16 protein-coding genes and 6 pseudogenes are annotated in these 16,173 nt (G+C 70.5%); 6 read left to right on the top strand and 16 right to left on the bottom strand.

From position 1 onward, the window contains the following. Positions 1–207 (top strand): annotated as a pseudogene (locus AB0O67_RS24460) (SPFH/Band 7/PHB domain protein); the annotation flags it as partial. A gap of 265 nt (positions 208–472) precedes the next feature. Here AB0O67_RS24460 and AB0O67_RS24465 read toward each other — a convergent pair. Beyond that, positions 473–595, bottom strand: a pseudogene (locus tag AB0O67_RS24465) (Ppx/GppA family phosphatase); the annotation flags it as partial. 283 nt (positions 596–878) lie between these two features. After that, on the bottom strand, positions 879–1,439 hold the full coding sequence (locus AB0O67_RS24470) for a hemerythrin domain-containing protein (RefSeq protein WP_365453724.1): 561 nt from the start codon (positions 1,437–1,439) through the stop codon (positions 879–881). Positions 1,440–1,618: 179 nt separating this feature from the next. Here AB0O67_RS24470 and AB0O67_RS24475 point away from each other — a divergent pair, with 179 nt between their 5' ends. Both AB0O67_RS24475 and AB0O67_RS24480 read left to right on the top strand, forming a co-directional pair. Then, the gene (locus AB0O67_RS24475) at positions 1,619–2,614 is read left to right on the top strand and encodes a polysaccharide pyruvyl transferase family protein (protein ID WP_365453727.1); all 996 of its coding nucleotides are present in this window, start codon (positions 1,619–1,621) and stop codon (positions 2,612–2,614) included. Then, a complete protein-coding gene (locus tag AB0O67_RS24480) occupies positions 2,589–2,897 on the top strand; it encodes a DUF3040 domain-containing protein (protein WP_365453730.1) in 309 nt (102 codons plus the stop codon). Before AB0O67_RS24475 ends, AB0O67_RS24480 begins: the two co-directional genes overlap by 26 nt. A 145-nt stretch (positions 2,898–3,042) precedes the next feature. Here the strand turns inward: AB0O67_RS24480 and AB0O67_RS24485 are convergent, their stop codons facing one another. From AB0O67_RS24485 to AB0O67_RS24505, 5 genes and pseudogenes are all read right to left on the bottom strand, one after another. Next, positions 3,043–3,939 (bottom strand): glycosyltransferase, encoded by an 897-nt coding sequence (locus AB0O67_RS24485; protein ID WP_365453733.1) that lies wholly within the window; start codon positions 3,937–3,939, stop codon positions 3,043–3,045. Further along, positions 3,936–4,556 (bottom strand): annotated as a pseudogene (locus AB0O67_RS24490) (glycosyltransferase family 2 protein); the annotation flags it as partial. The pseudogene AB0O67_RS24490 and the gene AB0O67_RS24485, both read right to left, overlap by 4 nt. Positions 4,557–4,868: 312 nt before the next feature. Continuing rightward, the gene (locus tag AB0O67_RS24495) at positions 4,869–5,858 is read right to left on the bottom strand and encodes a glycosyltransferase family 9 protein (protein WP_365453736.1); all 990 of its coding nucleotides are present in this window, start codon (positions 5,856–5,858) and stop codon (positions 4,869–4,871) included. Next, entirely contained in the window at positions 5,855–6,265 is a 411-nt protein-coding gene (locus AB0O67_RS24500) for a carbamoyltransferase C-terminal domain-containing protein (protein WP_365453798.1), read from the bottom strand. Before AB0O67_RS24500 ends, AB0O67_RS24495 begins: the two co-directional genes overlap by 4 nt. 66 nt (positions 6,266–6,331) lie before the next feature. After that, a pseudogene (locus AB0O67_RS24505) lies at positions 6,332–6,445 on the bottom strand (hypothetical protein); the annotation flags it as partial. On the opposite strand from AB0O67_RS24505, the gene AB0O67_RS24510 reads away from it, so the two are divergent. Further along, positions 6,428–6,583, top strand: a complete 156-nt coding sequence (locus AB0O67_RS24510; RefSeq protein WP_365453804.1) for a hypothetical protein — start codon at positions 6,428–6,430, stop codon at positions 6,581–6,583. The pseudogene AB0O67_RS24505 and the gene AB0O67_RS24510 sit on opposite strands and share 18 nt — an antisense overlap. A 245-nt stretch (positions 6,584–6,828) precedes the next feature. Here AB0O67_RS24510 and AB0O67_RS24515 read toward each other — a convergent pair whose 3' ends face one another. Continuing rightward, positions 6,829–7,365, bottom strand: a complete 537-nt coding sequence (locus AB0O67_RS24515) for a hypothetical protein (protein WP_365453807.1) — start codon at positions 7,363–7,365, stop codon at positions 6,829–6,831. Between the two features lie 68 nt (positions 7,366–7,433). After that, a pseudogene (locus tag AB0O67_RS24520) lies at positions 7,434–7,733 on the bottom strand (Vms1/Ankzf1 family peptidyl-tRNA hydrolase); the annotation flags it as partial. Positions 7,734–7,792: 59 nt separating this feature from the next. Between AB0O67_RS24520 and AB0O67_RS24525 the strand changes: the two are divergent. After that, a complete protein-coding gene (locus AB0O67_RS24525) occupies positions 7,793–8,215 on the top strand; it encodes a CBS domain-containing protein (protein ID WP_365453739.1) in 423 nt (140 codons plus the stop codon). A 77-nt stretch (positions 8,216–8,292) separates the two neighbouring features. On the opposite strand, the gene AB0O67_RS24530 is transcribed toward AB0O67_RS24525, so the two are convergent. The 5 genes and pseudogenes from AB0O67_RS24530 to AB0O67_RS24550 form a co-directional block, all read right to left on the bottom strand. Further along, a complete protein-coding gene (locus tag AB0O67_RS24530) occupies positions 8,293–9,093 on the bottom strand; it encodes an SDR family oxidoreductase (RefSeq protein WP_365453742.1) in 801 nt (266 codons plus the stop codon). A gap of 246 nt (positions 9,094–9,339) precedes the next feature. Next, positions 9,340–9,591: a hypothetical protein gene (locus tag AB0O67_RS24535; RefSeq protein ID WP_365453745.1), complete on the bottom strand. Its 252-nt coding sequence runs from the start codon at positions 9,589–9,591 to the stop codon at positions 9,340–9,342. Between the two features lie 316 nt (positions 9,592–9,907). Next, complete coding sequence (locus tag AB0O67_RS24540; protein ID WP_365453748.1) at positions 9,908–10,984, bottom strand: hypothetical protein; 1,077 nt, start codon at positions 10,982–10,984, stop codon at positions 9,908–9,910. Between the two features lie 95 nt (positions 10,985–11,079). Then, complete coding sequence (locus AB0O67_RS24545; protein WP_365453751.1) at positions 11,080–11,640, bottom strand: XRE family transcriptional regulator; 561 nt, start codon at positions 11,638–11,640, stop codon at positions 11,080–11,082. A 77-nt stretch (positions 11,641–11,717) separates the two neighbouring features. Beyond that, positions 11,718–13,863: pseudogene (locus AB0O67_RS24550) on the bottom strand (helix-turn-helix domain-containing protein). 151 nt (positions 13,864–14,014) lie between these two features. On the opposite strand from AB0O67_RS24550, the gene AB0O67_RS24555 reads away from it, so the two are divergent. Then, complete coding sequence (locus AB0O67_RS24555) at positions 14,015–14,851, top strand: hypothetical protein (protein WP_365453754.1); 837 nt, start codon at positions 14,015–14,017, stop codon at positions 14,849–14,851. 453 nt (positions 14,852–15,304) lie between these two features. On the opposite strand, the gene AB0O67_RS24560 is transcribed toward AB0O67_RS24555, so the two are convergent. Together AB0O67_RS24560 and ykgO are read right to left on the bottom strand one after the other, a co-directional pair. Further along, complete coding sequence (locus tag AB0O67_RS24560) at positions 15,305–15,760, bottom strand: hypothetical protein (RefSeq protein ID WP_365453757.1); 456 nt, start codon at positions 15,758–15,760, stop codon at positions 15,305–15,307. A gap of 284 nt (positions 15,761–16,044) precedes the next feature. Beyond that, positions 16,045–16,167, bottom strand: a complete 123-nt coding sequence (gene ykgO, locus AB0O67_RS24565; RefSeq protein ID WP_365453760.1) for a type B 50S ribosomal protein L36 — start codon at positions 16,165–16,167, stop codon at positions 16,045–16,047. Between the last annotated feature and the right edge of the window lie 6 nt (positions 16,168–16,173).

The following is a 16,173-nucleotide window of genomic DNA, read 5'->3' on the forward strand; positions in this document are numbered from 1 at the left end:
TCCGCGCTCAGGGAAGTGTCGCGCGCCTTCGGAGAAACGCTGCCCCAGTCATCCGCAACCCGGAAGAAGGCCGCGGGCGACACATCCGCGGACGACGCTGCTGACGATGCTGCACGAGCCGCCGAGGCCGCAGCCGAGGCCGTCGCTGACGCCGCCAGAGCTGATGCTGTTCTCTCCGATGTCCACCCTCCGCCGCACCATCGCTGACCACGGAGCGGGAAACTGACCACGAACACCGTGGAGGCAGGAAGGAGGCACCATGCCCCGAAAGAGGGAGATCCGTGCGCCTGACCGCTTGCAACGCACCGCCACCGACGTGTTCGGCTGACGGAGATTGCGGCCGGGCCAGCTGACCGCGATGGAAGCGGTCCTGGCGGGCCGTGACACGCTGGTGGTCATGCCGACCGGCGCGGGGAAGTCGGACTGCCCATGGGCGGACCGTGACCTGTGGAGGGCCATGAGTTTCATGGCCGTGGCCGACCACCGCTCCGGCCAGGCTCTGGGCGGCGCGCGCGGTGGAGATGCCGGTCAGCTGCATGCGTTCGGCTGTCGGCACGGATGTGAGGGTGCTGATCTCGCGCAAGTCACCGATGTCCAGCAGCGCCAGCGGGCCGACAGCGTTCCAGCGGTGCGCCGTCCCCTCGGCGGTTGTCACTGCCCGAACCAACTGCTCCAGCGCCTCGCCACCGATGACCCCATCAGGCTCAACCTGCACCACACCGACCCGCATGACCCGCGAGTCCCCCCCTGTCACCACGGAATCGGCCGTCGGCACCCCGGACAGGCGCTGGGGGCTTCCTCGGCAACAGATCACCACTGCCGGCACCACCGCCTGCGGGACCGAGGAGTGCGAATGGCGCGTGGGCACCGATGCCGGGTCAGTCCTTGCCGCGGCCTGTCAGGGCGTCCCTGATCCGGTCCACCATGCCGACGCCGGGGGCCAGCAGCTTGTTGGCCGGCGGCGTGTCCGGAGCCGACGGGTGCGGCCGGGTCGGAGCGGTCTTCTTGGCCTGGCGAACCTTGTCGCCCAGCTCCATCAGCTGGTCCTCGGACATTGCCGCCCGCAGCCGGGGGAAGAGGTTGTCCTCCTCGTCGCGGACGTGGGAGCGGATCTCCGTCATCAGTTCGCCGATGAGCCGGTCGAACTCCTTGTCATCGGCATCGACGCTCTCCAGGTCCTTCATGGTCCGCTCGGCCTCGGCGTGGTCCTCGATCTCCTTGTCCGCGACCTTGTTGCCGTCGGACAGGAACTCGCGTGTGGCCGGGTAGAGGTATGCCTCCTCGGCGACCGAATGCCGCACCAGCTCCATCACGGCCTGATCGGCGTACACCTTGCGCTTCTTGTCGCCCGCGGGCAGGGCCTCGATCTTCCCGAACAGCTCCTCTACCTCCTGGTGATCGGTGGTCAGTTCCGCGATGACGTCCCCGCCATGTCCCATCGAGCGTTCCCTTCCTGTGCTGACTGGAATGTCCCGACCGTGTCTCCCCGGCCCCGCACACGCAAACCGGGGAGGGCATCCGGCGCAACGGAATGCCCTTCCTCTTCCACAGCCACGTGCCGCGTCCCTGCCGCCGCCGAAGCACGATTGCGTGTACGACGGCAGGGCACCCGGTCGCTGTGGCAGAGCGACCGCGGATCCTCCTGACGGGCTGGTTCAGCTTCCTGCAGGGTGAGGCGACCGCCGGGGACGTGCTGGCACTGAACCGGGTACAGGAGACGCTCCGGCAGGCGGGAGTGAACCACGACGTCGCCTGGAGCCCTGTGTTCCGGCCGGACGGGCCCTCCTTGGCGCAGGTTCGCCCCGAGGACTACTCCCACCTGGTGTTCGTCTGCGGTCCCCTCCACGGCCCACAGATCGAAGGGCTGCACCGGCGGTTCGCGCACTGCGTGCGGATCGCCGTGGGCACCTCCGTCGTCCACGCTGCCAGCCCTGCCGTCACCGGCTTCCACCGCGTCCTGGCCCGGGACGCTCCCGACACGGAACCGACGCCGGACCTGGCGGCCTGCGCACCCGCTCTCCCCTCCCGCCCCGTGGTCGGTGTGATCCTCACCCATGGCCAGCAGGAGTACGGAGCGCGTCGGCAGCACACGCGAGTCGCCGACGAGCTGACACGCTGGCTGTCCGGCCTGGACTGCGCCCCTCTGGAGCTCGAGACCCGGCTCGACGTACGCGACTGGCGGCTGAGTGCGACGCCCGCCCAGCTGGAGTCGGTGCTCTCCCGGCTCGACCTGGTCGTCACTGACCGGCTGCACGGCATGGTGCTCGCCCTGCGAGCCGGGGTTCCCGCGCTGACCGTCGACCCGGTCGAGGGCGGCGCGAAAGTGACGGCGCAGGCCCGCGCCTGCGGGTGGCCCGCACTGGTGCCCGCCGAGCGGCTCGACGAATCCACGCTCGATCGGTGGTGGGGATGGTGTGCGACCTCCGGCCGCCGGCTCGCCCGCGAGATCGGTGCCGGATTCCGCCAGGGTGCGGTCGTGGACGGCGCGGAGGATCTTCTCCAGTTCCTCCTACCGGGGTCACCCGTAACTGAGAGGGCGACGGGGCACCCGCATCTCATCCCCCGGCGGCCCGCAGCGAGGATAGTCCGTGACGACCGGTCCGCTCCGCGATGACGAGCAGCACATACTCTTCGAGATCGAACGCGCGCTGCGCCGCGACCGCCGCCTGGACCGGCAGATGCGTACCCTGGGTCGGCGTCGACGGCCGCGGCTGGGCCGCGTGGCGCGCTGGCGGCCCCGCCCGTGGACCGCAGCGGTTCTGCTGGTGGTGTCCGTCGCCCTCATGGCGGCCGGCATCGACACCTCGGAGCCAGCGGTGATCTGGACTCTCGCCGCGGTCTGGCCCGTGACCTTGTACTCGGTGTTTCGGCTGCTGTGCCGGTGGACGGAACCGTAAGAGTCCCTGCGCAGGAGGCTCAGTGTCGGAATCAGAAGCCGCGCGACGAGCGCGGCCTCGGCCCGCGGGGCGAACGCCGCGCGAGCACCGGCTGGAGCCACCGGTTGGCCTTCACTGATCGGGGCGATACAGCACGCGGCCCCGCTCAGCCCGTGTACCGGCGAGCGGTCGAGCGACGTTGGGAATCCTCCAGGAGCCGCAGCCGGGACTCGACCTCCGTCGGCACCACCCGGCGTTCCCGCAGCACCCACGGCAGCGCGGCTGCGGCCTCCGCGAAAGCCCGCAGGGACACCGTGTCGCGCGGGACCGTGCGGGCCAACTGCACGGTACGGCGCAACGCGGGTCCGACCGGGCGGCGAAGCCAGGTGAACCACAGCGTGTTGCGGATGCCGTGGCCCCGGCGCAGCGTGGCGTCCCTGGCGACCGACGGCTGATGATGGACGGTCAGGTGATCGGCGTACGTCAGCCACCAGCCGTCGGCGGCGAGGTCCGCGGCGAGCAGTTCCTCCTCGCCGCCGAGCCACAGCCGGGGATGGAAGCCGCCGGCGGCCCGGAAGGCGTCGGCGCGCAGCACCGTCGCCGCGGCCAGGAAGGAGCCGAGAGCCGGACCTGGCAACCAACTCGGCCCCACGATAGGCGAGTTGCGCAGCTCGGTGACGATCGGGTCTTCCGTGCCGTCCGGTTCGACGACGATGCGTGCCGTGACCGCGCCGACTGCCGCGTGCCGGTCGAGCAGGTTGGCGGCACCTGAGAGGGTGCCCGGCGACCACCATGAGTCGTCGTCGCAGAAGGCCACGTACGGTGTGTGCACGTGGCGCATGGCCAGATTGCGGCCGACGGCGCCGAGGTTGCGGCCGGGGAGCAGCAGCTGTACCTCCGGGTGGTGGCGGGAGACGGCGGCGGCGGTGCCGTCGACGGAGCCGTTGTCGGTAACGATCACGCGAGGGCGTTCCGGCAGCTCGGCCAGGTGGTCGAGGGTGCGCAGCAGTTCGGGCCGGCGGTTGTGGGTGATGACGACGACGGTCGTGCGGGGGTCGGTCATGCCGTTGCTCCGGTGGCTGTGGATGCGGTGTCCAGGGTGCGAGCGGCCCTCGACCTCCGGGCTGCGCGCCGGTGCGGCGGGCAGACACGCGAGGGCCTCGCACAGGGCGCGGCGGGCGGCGGGATCGTGGCGGGCCTCCGCGGTCAGGTCACGGGTGCGAGCGAGGGCGTACGGCAGGGGGCGCCGCAGCCACGCGGTGGGCAGGGCGTTGCGGAGGACTCTGACCGGGCGACCGGTGCGCGGCGGCGGGTCCGGGTGGTGGTGGGCAACGACGTCGGGGCAGTGCGTGACGCCCCCGCCGCGGGCGGCGAGACCGTAGGCGAGCAGGGTCTCCTCGGCTCCGAAGAGCAGCACCGGGTGGAGACCGCCCGTGTCCCGGTAGGGCGGCGGAGGGCGGAGGCCAGGCCAGGAAGCCGAGGACCTGCGTGCCGGCGAGGTCGGTCGCCGGGCCCGGCGGCGACGTGGCGAGCAAGTCGTTGAGCGGATCCGGTGCGGCGGCCGGGCCCGACCAGGGTTTTCACGGAGAGCAGGCCCGGTCGCGGGTGGGCTTCGAACAGGTCGGCTGAACGACTCAGGGCACCCTGCGCCCACCAGGAGTCGTCGTCGCTGCAGGCCACGGTCTCGTTCGTTTTCCTCGGTGTGCCAGGGCGGCCCGTCGATCTCGGGGGTGCCGGGGTGCGCGGAGGCGAGGAGCGGGCCTTGGGGCAGGGACTCCAGGAGCCGGTGGCCGGCAAGGCCGTCGCCGTGCAGGTCGACGGCGATGTCGGGCGGTGGCCTGTCCAGTCGCCGAGCGGCCGGAAGCAGCCCTCCGATGAGGGCGCGTTCGCGGCAGTCGGGTCCGCGGTCCGGGGTGACGGGCACGACGTAGGTGTGCGGTCCCTGCGCGAAGGCCGTGGTCCCCGGCCCGTGCAGGTGCCGGAGCAGGAGCCTCATGTCTCCCCCATCAGCTTCTCGACGGCGGCCACGACCTCGTGCCCGGTCACCGACTCGAGGCATGGGTGGCCGGGCACGGGGCAGGTACGGGCCCTGCTGTCCGCGCAGGGCGCCAACTGGTCACCGAGGAGCACGTACGGCACGCCGTAAGGCCGCCAGCGCTCGGCCGGCACCACCGGTGAGAAGAGCGAGACGACCGGGGTGCCGACGGCGGCGGCGAGGTGGGCCGGCCCGGTGTTGCCGGTGACGAGGGCCTCGGCCCCGGCCAGCACGCCGGCCAACTCGTCGGCGCCTGTGCGGCCCCCCAGATCGAGACCGTGCCGCCCGGCGACGTACGCGGTCAGGTCCCGCTCGTCCGGCCCGCCGGTCACGACCACGCGGTGCCCTGCCGCGGCCAGTTCGCGTACGGCCTCGGCGCTGCGTTCGCGGCTCCAGGCGCGGGCGGGGACGCTCGCGCCCGGGTGCAGCACGACATACGGCCCGGGGCCGGTCACCGCGGTGGCGCGGGGCGGATGCAGCACCCGCAACCGCCCGTCGTCGACACGGGGGAAGCCCGCGGCCTCGGCGAGGTCGAGCGCTGCCACCGCCTCGTGGGCGTGCTGCGCACGGTGATGGCGTACGTCGAGAAGGGAACCGGGATAGTCCTCGCTGTCCGCGGCGATGTGTCCGACACCGGCCAGGCGCAGCAACAGGGCGGTGGGCAGCGGGGACTGGTGGAAGGAGGTAAGGATCACGGCCCTGTCGGCGTCGATCGTGTCGACGAGCAACTCGACCTCTGCGCGGCCGACGGGCGGGGGGTCGAGGCCCACCCAGGGGGCGTCCCACACGAGGATGTGGTCCACGCCGGGCAGCAGGCGGGCGGCGGGTGCGCCCCGGGGGCCGACGAGCAGGGTGACGGTGTCGGCGCGGGCAGCGACGGCGCGGATGGCGGGCCCGGCGAGCAGCACGTCACCGAAGCTGTCGAGGCGGGTGACGAGAGCCTTCATCGTGGCCTCCCGCGGTAGTCGTAGGCGGCTTCGGTCGCCGGGGCGGTCCATGGCGGTGGCCCGGCCGGCACCGCGCGCACGGAAGTCGGCAGGTCCGGCGCCACCCGGCTCGCGCGCGCCGTGTCTTCCAGCCGCGTCTGCGGGGCGGTCACGATGATGCCGTGGGCGCTTGCCTGGCCGGGGTGGGGCAGCTGGGAGCGGTGCCCGAGAGCACACGGCCCGTACGCTTTGCGGCCCTGGAACCAGGCGACCACACCGTCGCGGGCCAGTTCCTCGGCGACTGTCTCAGCGTTGTCGTCGGGCTTGTCGTAAGGGATCGCGGCCTGGTCGAGCCAGGCGCGCAGATCGTCGTCGCTCCATCCGCGGCGAAGATCGTCGCAGGGCATCGCCCGCGGGATGTCCGCCACGTGCCGGGCCCCGCCGAGGGCGGCTTTGGCGTCCTCGGCCGCGGGCAGCGCCCATGCGCGCCCGTACGGGTCGCGTTCGGCGGCCTTGGAGTTCGCGACGCCGTTGAGGGCGACGCCGCCGGCCAGCTTGAGCGCCTCGCCGCCGGCGTCACGGTGCAGCCCATGGACGAGTTCGAACAGCGGCTCTTCGTGGTCCGCCTGGGTGCCGGCCGCGAGGTCGGCGTGCTCCTGCGTCCACTCCTCGCCCTTCGTCCGGGTGGGGCAAAGTCGGCCCGGTCGACGCCGTGGGCGCGGAAGCCGCCGTCGCCGGTCGGGTAGCCGTGTTGACGTAACTGGGGCAGGAAGCGCGGCTTGTCGTGGGAGGCGAGCGCCACCATGTGACCGTCGACGACGCGAGCGGCGGCCGGGGCGTGGAACAGGGCGCTGCTGCCGAGGATGCGCATGGGGTGTAGCTCCGTCCCCAAGAGGCTCGGGTGACTGCTGTTGCGCGTCTGCGAGTGCCTGTCCTGCGGTTGTCTCAAACACGTGGACACAGCCGGCCCCAGCAGCCACCGTCGTTCCTCTCAGCACCTTGGCAGCCACTCTGCGGCGCGCAGGGTCATCGACGGCCGTTCGACGCACCGTACGTCCAACGCCTTGCTCCTACTCGCCGTACGCCGTCGTCGGACAGCGGTCGGCTCGTAAGCCCAGCGCAGCAGGGCGCCGAGACCACCTGCCGGAACGTCCGCACCGTCCCCCTCGGGAGGAGGAACGATCAGTACGTCGGCGGTGGTGACGGCTGCCGCCCGGAGCGGCGCGTCGTCGGCCCGCACCGGACTCGGATCGTTCTCACCCAGGTTCTGCACGTCGCTCCGGCGCACCGCCACCTTGTCCGGAGCGCCGCCCACCCATGTCTCACAGGCCAGATCCGTCCCGTCGGGCCGGATGAGCAACGTGTCGATGCGGTGTTCCCGAGCGGCTTCCGCCGGCGCCGGGACACCCTCCACCGCGTCCGTCGGCCTGTCGGTGCCCACCCGTCCGGCGCGGAAGCGGCCGAGCACCTCCTCGACGCGGCGACGGGTGTGCTGCCGCCGGGCATGCTCGACGGCCTCTTCGAGCACGGCGGAGGAGAGCCGGCGGCGCGGCCGCCGTGCTCGGTCTCGACTGTGACCTGCCGGATGGCCTCGGGAAGCCTTGCGTGTACGGTCGGCCGTTCGCGGGGGTCGCCGATCAGGACGACCAGATCGGCACGGGACTCCTCGTACGCCGAAACCAGCGCTTCGGCGATCTCGGCGGCATTGCGCTCCCAGGTGTCTTCGACCTTGAGCTGGAAGTGCCGCTCGGACCAGTCGGCCGAAGCCGTACGGTGAACCGGCCACTGCCGCCCCTCGACCTGCCCGGCGTCCTGCGGATCCACCACGACCTCCTCGGAGGCCACGTGCTGCAATAAAAGTCCCTCCCCGGCACCCACATCGTGGCGCTCACCCACGGGTACTCGGAGTGGAACGGCGATGAAACCACCGCCCCCACCAAGGAAGGATCGTTCCCATGACCCAGCATGTCAGCGACGTCATGACGAGTGCCCCGGTGACTGTAGAGCCGCAGACCTCGGTGACGGCTGTGGCCCGGATGATGCGGGACGAGAACATCGGCGCCGTTCTGGTCACCGAGGGCGAGCGATTGCGCGGCCTGGTCAGCGACCGCGATCTGGTCGTACGTGCGATGGCCGAGGGCGGCGACCCGAACAACACAACCGTTGCCGACGCGTGCAGCGCCGATCTCGTCACGGTGGGACCCGACGACGACCTGCGCATCGCGGTGGAAGTGATGCGCGAGCATTCCGTGCGCCGCGTACCGGTGGTCGACGAAGGGCAGCACCCGCTGGGCATCGTCTCCATCGGAGACCTGGCCATCGAGCATGACCCGGACTCGGCACTCGGCGACATCAGCGCCGCGCCCCCCAACCAGTGACGCGTGGCGATCAGGCTGATCGGCCTGGTGGTGCCCCTGACCGTGTGACGCCCCGAGCGTGTTCGGGCGCCACACGATCAGGGGCGCCGCCAGGCATCGTCGGGGAGGTGGCTGCCCGCCTGCGGGCCCATCCGAAGCATGCCTCCGTCGACCGCCCAGGAAGCGCCCGTGACGTAGGAGGCATCCGGGCCCGCGAGGAACGCGATCACGGCCGCGACCTCGCGGGCGTCTCCGGGGCGTCCCAGCGGCACACCAGGTCGCCGCTCCGCGTTGACGTCGGCGTCCTCCTGACCTGTCATCGGCGTGGCGATCTCCCCGGGAGCGACGGCGTTGACGGTGATCCCGTGCTCGGCCAGCTCCAGCGCCATGACCTGGGTGAGCAGCCCGAGCCCGCCTTTGGCCGCGCAGTACGGCGCCGCACCGACGCGTGGCTGGTGCTCATGGACGCTGGTGACGTTGATGATCCGGCCGCCGTCGCCCTGCGCGATCATGTGGCGGGCGGCGCGCTGGGAAAGCAGGAACGGACCCACCAGATCGACGTCGAGGACCTGGCGCACGGTGCTGAGATCCAGTTCGAGGAACGGCGTCATGGTGCCGGTCCCCGAGTTATTGACGAGTACATCGATCCTGCCGAGCCGCTCGGTCAGCCCGTCCACGACGTCAGCGGCCTCCGGTAGGCGGGTGTAGTCCAGTTGCTCGATCTCGGCGCGGCGTCCTGTCGCGCGGACCTCATCCGCCGTCCGCTGCGCGCCTTCGTGGTCGCGGTGCCAGGTGACGCCGATGTCCAGGCCGGCTTCAGCCAGCCGGACCGCGGTTGCCCGGCCGATCCCGGAATCGGAACCGGTGATCAGGGCGACGGGCGTGGTGTGCGGGTCCATGGCGGCTCCAAGTGACTGAGGGCTCAGGCAACCGTGGCGGCGAGGAGACGGCTGCCGGGGCAGGTAGTTGCTTCAGGGGCTCGCCCGTGTGGATGCCGGACCCGCACCCTGCGGTCCCCTGGGTACCCGCACCGCCGACGCGGTACCTTGCGGTCGCCCAATGACGTGGGAAACCTGCGTCGCAACAGCATCACACAGCGTGGCGGTCGGCGGCTTCCTCCTCCGCGCGCTGGTGATCGTCTGCGGCTACTGGTTCGCCGCTCGCTCGGCTTCGTCGTTCGGGTCCGCGGTCATCTGAGCTAGTGCTTCCGTTGGTTCGTTGTGGCGCGCCTGTATGCGCGCGATGACGCGCTCCTGTCCCAGCTTCTTGGCCTGGCGGAGCTTGGCTTCGGCAACGAGTACGGGAACCCAGAACAACCAGCCCCACAGGCTGAATTCCAGCACGCCACTCCACACCAGTGCCTTGTTCAGGCCGAACGACGCGACGAACGTGAGCACATACGCTGCGACCCGGTGCGCGAGAAGCAGGCGCAGCGGTGCGTTCCGGCCCCCCGCAGCAGCTCAACCGCCGCGGCAAGTTCAGCGGCCCGGAGGTCTTCCCCTGTGTCCTCGCTGGACTCGCCACGAGCGGCTCGCCGCAGCGCGTCGGTGACCAGCACGCTCTGCTCCGCTGTGGCTGCCCTGCTGACGATCAAGCACCTTCTGACGTACTCAGCGCCGTTGTCAATCACTGCTTGATCACGAACACCGGATCAGGTTGATCGGCACCAGCGAGGCAAGCGGCTTGTCACACACCCTGACAAGCTCCGGAAGCTCATTGGATCAGGTCGGTGTGCGGGTGCTCGGGATGGGTGGGGCAAACGTAGAGCTGCATGTTGTCCGTGCTGCCTACTTCCACCTTCGTCGGCTGCGCGGGGGACTGCCCGGCACGATGACTGGCGGCGTAGGCGGCGTCTTGGTCCTCGTACGGCGCCCAGCCGCGCAGCTCACCACCGTCCCATTCGAAGGACGCGATGGTCAGCAGCGGGACCATCTGAGCGTCGCAGACAGTGCAGTATCGGCGGTACGGGTCGGTGCGGCCCCATGGCGGCCAGCCCCCGACCTTCCATCCGGGAGCGTCAGCCAGATTGCCGTCATAGAACTCCTGCGGACAGTCCGCGTACGAGCCGTCCACGCCCACGCCGGCTGCCTGCCATCTGCTCCAGTCCCCCACCGCCAGCCGCGTCTCCGGGCTCAGATCGAGGCTGTTGGGGTATTCAGTGATTTCTTCCGGGGCCAGCAGACACGGCTCCGGCACGTAGCCTGGGTAGTTCGCCTCATAGGGTTCCGGTGGCGTGGCGAGGACGTCGACGACCGAGGCGGCGGACCGCCAGAACACCGCGGTCGCGGGCTTCCAATCCGGATCATGGTCGTAGGGACACCAGAGGACCTGGAGGAGATCTGCCTGTCCGGGCGGCCGCAACAGGGGTATGTCGCGCAGATGCAGCTGGGCTACGGGCAACATGGGGACCGGGCACTCCGATGGCCAGGGAGGGCCGGCGTCGAGTCGCTCCGCGAGCCTCGCGGCATTCTGTTCCTTGCTGGCCTCCTCCTCGGGCGTGAACGCGGGACCATGGGGATCATGGTGTAGCCGGGCCAGCCTGCGCCTGTCCAGCCGTACGTCTGCCGGCGACTGGCGGAACCCACTGTCACGGTGCAGGTGCGAGTCCTCGCAGTGCGGCCATGGTTCATCGGCCGGCCACAGCAACGGCCCACCGACCGAGCTGTCCCGGACCGAAGGCGATCCCGGGCGGGGATGCAGCCGGATCGCAGGACGCGCCAACTGAGCCAGCTCGGGAAAGACCGCGGTCACCTCGACAGGCCGTGGCGGAGTAGTTCGTACGAAAGCCATGCCGGTGATCCTGCCATCAGCCACCGACAGTGCTCTGCCGCCTCAACACGGTCACCGCTGAACTGGTTGCAACGCCCAGCTCCCGAAAGCTTGGGCTAGAAATCGAGATCCAGGTAGTCGATGTCGTTGATGGCTACGTCCGAAAGGCCCATGGCGCGAGCACCACCGTCCTGGAAATACACCTCTTTGAATCCGTCGGCGATGATTTGACGCATCTGCTGATCGCCGGCTCCGGCGTCGCGCGCCTCGAACAGGCGGCGGGCGTGCTCCGGGGCGAGGTGCACGGTGAGGCGGCGGAAGCGTCCGTCGTCGGTGGTGCCGACCGGTGCGGTGTACCCGAAGCGGGCCCGCGTCTCCACCGTGATGCCGCCCGTGCTTGCGGCTTGACGCTGTCGGCGCTTGCGCACGCCGGGCTGCCACCGGGCCCGCACCGCGTCATCGATCCTCGCGGCGACGTCGGCGCGGGCGTGCTTGCGGGCGCCGCGCCGGTACCGGTTGACGGAGTCGGCGGTGACGCCGATCTCCTGAGCGACGGCCTTCGCGCTGCCCAACTGCTTGAGCAGGTAGCCGATCTTGCCCTTCAACGTCTTCGGCGGCTCCCGGGTGAACGACTCCCGGGCGGCCCGCTCGATCGCGTCCTCGATCTCTCCGGCCACGGTTCAGCTCCCCTCACGGGTGAAGTGCTTGTCGTTCGGGTCGACCGACCGGGTGCGTCGGTGTCCTGACCACGGGCCTACTCGCCCTCGTCCAGTACGGCGTCGCCGCCCTTGATGTGGCGTGCGGGGTTGAGACCCTGCTCCATCAGGTCTACCGCCCACATCATCGGCTGGACGCCCTCCATCTTGGCCAGGCCCGGCGTAGGCCCGAGGCGGAACCCGCCCGGCTGAGGCTTCCCGCTGGCCGCGTACGGCAGGATGTCCAGCGGACTGGCGCCGGGCGAGGGGTACACGACACAGTCGGACAGCACGGCAAGCGGGTACAGCCCTGTCATCTTCGCCATGTTGCTGAGCTTGCGGTGCATGTTGACCCGGGCCTTGCTGATGACGGCGGCGCGGATGTCAGGGCGCCAGGTGGGCCGCTCCAGGGCCGGCCACCGCTCGCCTTCCTTGTAGTGCTTGCCCTGGGGGCGCTCGCGCAGTTTGCCGACGCCGCCCTTCACGGTTGCCTTGATCGCGGACAGCACGGCGACCAGGGCCGGGTCGATCTGCTTGTGCCGTTCCATCGCGGCGAGGAACTCGGCGTCCGTGAGGTCCCGGGTAACGCCGAGGTCGGCGAGGGTGTCGACGTAAGCGTTCTTGAGGCGGTCGTGCCACGGGTCCAGGTACGCGCCGGTCTCCCGGCGTAGATACGCCTCCAGGGGCTGTACGTTGTGGCCGAGCTCCTGGGCGTAGGCGACGGTGTGTGTCTGGTACCAGGCAGGTCCCGTCGGGCGGGTGCCGTCCGGCGTGAACGGCGAGGGCAGGCGCGGGTCCAGCTCGATGTGGGAGAGGTCGACCAGCCAGGAGCCGGGGATCTTCGGGTTGAATTTCGGGGCGTGGAAGTGGTCCGGGGCGGACAGGCCGACGACGAGGCGGGCCGCAGCGGCAAGGAACGCGGTGTTGAGGTCCAGGCCGACCGCGTACGGCAGCATGCACTCCGCGTCCGTGAGCCAGTCCACCGGCCGCACCCACTGGTACGCCTCTTCGTTGAGGAACCCGCCTCTCCAGCCGGTGTTGACGACGACGGGGTGCTCCGGCGTGGCCTCCGGCGGTGCCGGGTCGATAGGCTCCGTGCCCAGGGATCCGGGATTGTGACCGGGCACCCAGTTGCCGGTCGCTTCGTCCCGCTCGGCGCGCGTGGGGGGGCGCAGCGCCGTCATCAGCTCCAGTCCGGAGACGGCCGTGGAGCCGCGCGGGGTGATGACCCGCTGGGCGTAGAGGGCGAGGACGCGCGCGATGTCGGCCGGTTCCATGTCGACGACGCCAGGCCAGGACCGCTCATCGAGGGCGTCCCACGAGAGGATCGCCAGCTGCACGCACCGCCGCTCGCGTCGCTGAGCCTTGCGGTAGATCCGCGCCCACGGGCCGAACCCCCGCTGCGTCAGCTGCCACTTCGCCTTGGCGACCTGCTTCACGACCGGGTGGTCGGCGGGCAGGCGCAGGGAGCGGCGCTGCTCGTGGCCCTCCAGGCGTTCCGGCAGCCCCAGCTTCACGGCTGCCGCGGCGGTGAGCACGATCAGCGGGTCGCTGTCCTTGCCGTGACGGTGCAGTTTGGCGGCACCGAGGCCGGAGTCGCGCAGCGTCCACTCCACCAGCTCCGGGATCGTGGTCGCGGGGCAGTCGAGCACGATGCCGTCGACGCCGTACGCGGAGCCGTCACCGTCCAGGACGGCGAGCGGGCCGTGGGGAAACCGCGAGTCGAGGGCGGGCTTCCCGGCCCTCTGCTCGGCCGGACGTCGCGAAGACGTCGCCGGGCGCGCGACCGTGCGGGCGGGGGGCCCGGTGGAGGCCTGCACGGCGGGGAGCTCGGATGAGGCCTGGGCAGCAGCGACCTCCACCGGCGTGGCGCTCTCCCGTTCTTGGGCGGGCCGGCTGGTGGAGGTGGCCGGCGCTTCGGGCTGCGGCGTGACTGCCGGGGCGGGCGCGCCGTGCGGGGGGGTACTTCGCTGCCCAGCCGCGCAGCAGTCGCTGGTACGCCTCCAACCGGGGCGGGCGGGGTTCGGAGCGGCCGTTCTCCCAGTTCTTGACGCTCTGCGTCGTGCTGCGCAGCGCGGCCGCGAGGCGGGCCTGGGTGATGCCGGCTGCCTCGCGCAGCCGGGCCCGCTCCGCCGGGGACGGAAGCTGGGGTTCCTCCTCCAGCAGGGCGTCCACGCTGGCGAACAGCTCTTCCTCGGTGGCCATAGGCGTCTACCTCCCAGCCGCACCCTAGCATCGATTAACCCCCAATTTAGCCTTACGTTTAACTTACTCGGATGGATCTGCTAGGTTGACGACGCGTTGCGCAGACCACCGTGCGTCGCATGAACAGTGGCACCGTCCAAGGAGACGCACGTTGCCCGACAGCCGCAGAGTTCTGTATGTCACCGACCTCGCCTACCAGGCCCGGGGACGGCGCTATTGCGACGAGGACATATGGCTGACCTCACGCCTGCGCGACCACTTCGATATCGCACTGTGCCACCCGCTGGAAGCCGCCGCGCTGATGGACGCCTTCGATGTGGTGGTGGTCCGCAACAGCGGGCCCGTGCTGCACTACCAGAACGAGTACGACGCTTTCCGGGGGCAGGCCACGGCCCGCGGTACCCGGGTCTACAACCCGCTGTCCGGTCGGGGCGACATGGCCGGCAAGCAGTACCTGCTGGACCTGACCGCCGCCGGATACCCCGTCATCCCCACCATCGCCCGGTCCGAGCACCTGCATCTGCTGCCCGAGACCGACCAGTACGCGGTCAAGCCGAAGGTGGGCGCGGACTCGATAGGCCTGACCTTCGTCCCCCGAGAGCAGCTGGGTGGCATCGCCTACGGTGACATCCTGGTCCAACCGCGCGTCGACTTCCGCTACGAGGTGTCCTTCTACTACATCGACGACACCTTCCAGTACGCCCTGCACGCCCCCGATCCCGAGCGGCGCTGGGAACTTGAGCGCTACGAGCCCACCGACGCCGACCTGACCTTCGCTGAGCGCTTCCTCGACTGGAACACGCTCGACCACGGCATCCAGCGCGTGGACGCCTGCCGCACTCGGGAAGGCGAGCTGCTGCTGGTCGAGTTGGAGGACCTCAACCCATACCTGTCCCTGGGTCTGGTGTCCGACCGGACCCGTGACTCCTTCGTGGCGCACATGACGGCATCCCTCCACCGGTTCCTTGACGCTCATCCCCACGTCTGAGGCGGCAACGACGGTGACCTGCAGTCCAGCGTCGAGCCGGCCCTGGCCCCCATCACCGTCAAGGGCCCCACGGCACGCATGAGTGCGGACACCGCCCCAGCCGTGCAGCGGCGTATGGGGCTGGGCACCTGGCCGACACCGCTCGAACCGGCGCCCCGCCTTGCGGTCGCCATCGGGCTGGAACCCTCGGATCTACGGGTGAACGGGACGAGCTGTCCTGCCGGTAGGCACCGGCCAGCCGGTCGGACACCGCGCTGTCGTCATCGTTCGACGCAAGGCTCACACCTGGCCAACGACGCTCCTCGGCGATGAGTAGTACGGTCCCTCGCCAATCCGTGATGACGCCGCTGGACTCCCGGACTCACGTCCGCCAGGTGCTTCACGGCAGCAGCCCCCGCCGGGGCCTGTGGGGGCTACGGCGGGGGATGACAGGCGATGAGCTCAGCAGGGCTGTCAGACGTCGTACAGGTTGACGGTGACTGATCCGTCGTCGCCCGAGACGGTGTAGCTGCCGGGGCCGTGGACCGGCACGCAGCCCGCGGCGAGTACGTCGTCGTCGTTGATGCCGGTGTCGTCCTCGTTCACGACGGCGCAGACCTCGGTGACGGGGTGGTCGGCGAACCTGATCTCGTAGGGGGCGGCATCGGGGTAGCGCGGAAGTGTGGGTGTGTTGAGGCCGACGTCCGGGTGCTCCCACCGGGCGGTCTGCTGGCCCCAGGGCGCCTGTAGCCAGACCCTTCCGTAGGGCTCGGGCAGGTTGTTGCCGTCCTGCTCCTGCGGGTTGGAGAAGTCGATCGAGTACAGGACGGGTCCAGGTGCCGCCGCCTGTGCAGAGGTGGCAGCCCCGCCGAGCAGCAGCAGTGCTGTCGAGGCAACGGCCGCCAGTCGGCCAGTGGACGTGAAACGCATCCCTCTCCCCTTTTCGCTCAGAGTAGTCATGCGACTACCCAGAGAGATTAGGAGGAGATGGCAGCCGATCGTCGGGCCCGGTGCCCAAACCACTCAGGTGACTGACGCGGGAGCTCACCCCCGCATGCCGGGCGTACACACTGCTGCCGCTCCGAGTCCGGTGCGCCCCAGCGGCTTCTCGATGCCGTCGACGCCCTTGCCCTTATGGACTCCCCGCACTTGTGGACCGACTCCGGCCCCGCGCGTGGCGGGGCCGGAGTCGGTCGATTCGAAGCGGAGCGCCGTCAGCCCTGGCGCGCCTTGAAGCGCGGGTCCTTCTTGTTGATCACGAACGTCACACCCCGGCGGCGCACTGTCTGCGCCCCCGGCTTGGACTTCAGTGAACGCAGGGACTTACGTACCTTCATGACTCT

It is taken from the genome of Streptomyces sp. NPDC086077 (genome assembly GCF_040686175.1).
In the GTDB taxonomy this organism is placed as follows: domain Bacteria; phylum Actinomycetota; class Actinomycetes; order Streptomycetales; family Streptomycetaceae; genus Streptomyces.

Excerpts from the sequence above, each read along its gene's own strand:
- AB0O67_RS24470 (WP_365453724.1), bottom strand. The coding sequence starts at position 1,439 with ATGGGACATGGCGGGGACGTCATCGCGGAACTGACCACCGATCACCAG.
- AB0O67_RS24485 (WP_365453733.1), bottom strand. The coding sequence starts at position 3,939 with ATGACCGACCCCCGCACGACCGTCGTCGTCATCACCCACAACCGCCGG.
- AB0O67_RS24495 (WP_365453736.1), bottom strand. The coding sequence starts at position 5,858 with ATGAAGGCTCTCGTCACCCGCCTCGACAGCTTCGGTGACGTGCTGCTC.
- AB0O67_RS24510 (WP_365453804.1), top strand. The coding sequence starts at position 6,428 with ATGGACGAGTTCGAACAGCGGCTCTTCGTGGTCCGCCTGGGTGCCGGC.
- AB0O67_RS24525 (WP_365453739.1), top strand. The coding sequence starts at position 7,793 with ATGACCCAGCATGTCAGCGACGTCATGACGAGTGCCCCGGTGACTGTA.
- AB0O67_RS24530 (WP_365453742.1), bottom strand. The coding sequence starts at position 9,093 with ATGGACCCGCACACCACGCCCGTCGCCCTGATCACCGGTTCCGATTCC.
- AB0O67_RS24540 (WP_365453748.1), bottom strand. The coding sequence starts at position 10,984 with ATGGCTTTCGTACGAACTACTCCGCCACGGCCTGTCGAGGTGACCGCG.
- AB0O67_RS24560 (WP_365453757.1), bottom strand. The coding sequence starts at position 15,760 with ATGCGTTTCACGTCCACTGGCCGACTGGCGGCCGTTGCCTCGACAGCA.
- ykgO (WP_365453760.1), bottom strand. The coding sequence starts at position 16,167 with ATGAAGGTACGTAAGTCCCTGCGTTCACTGAAGTCCAAGCCGGGGGCG.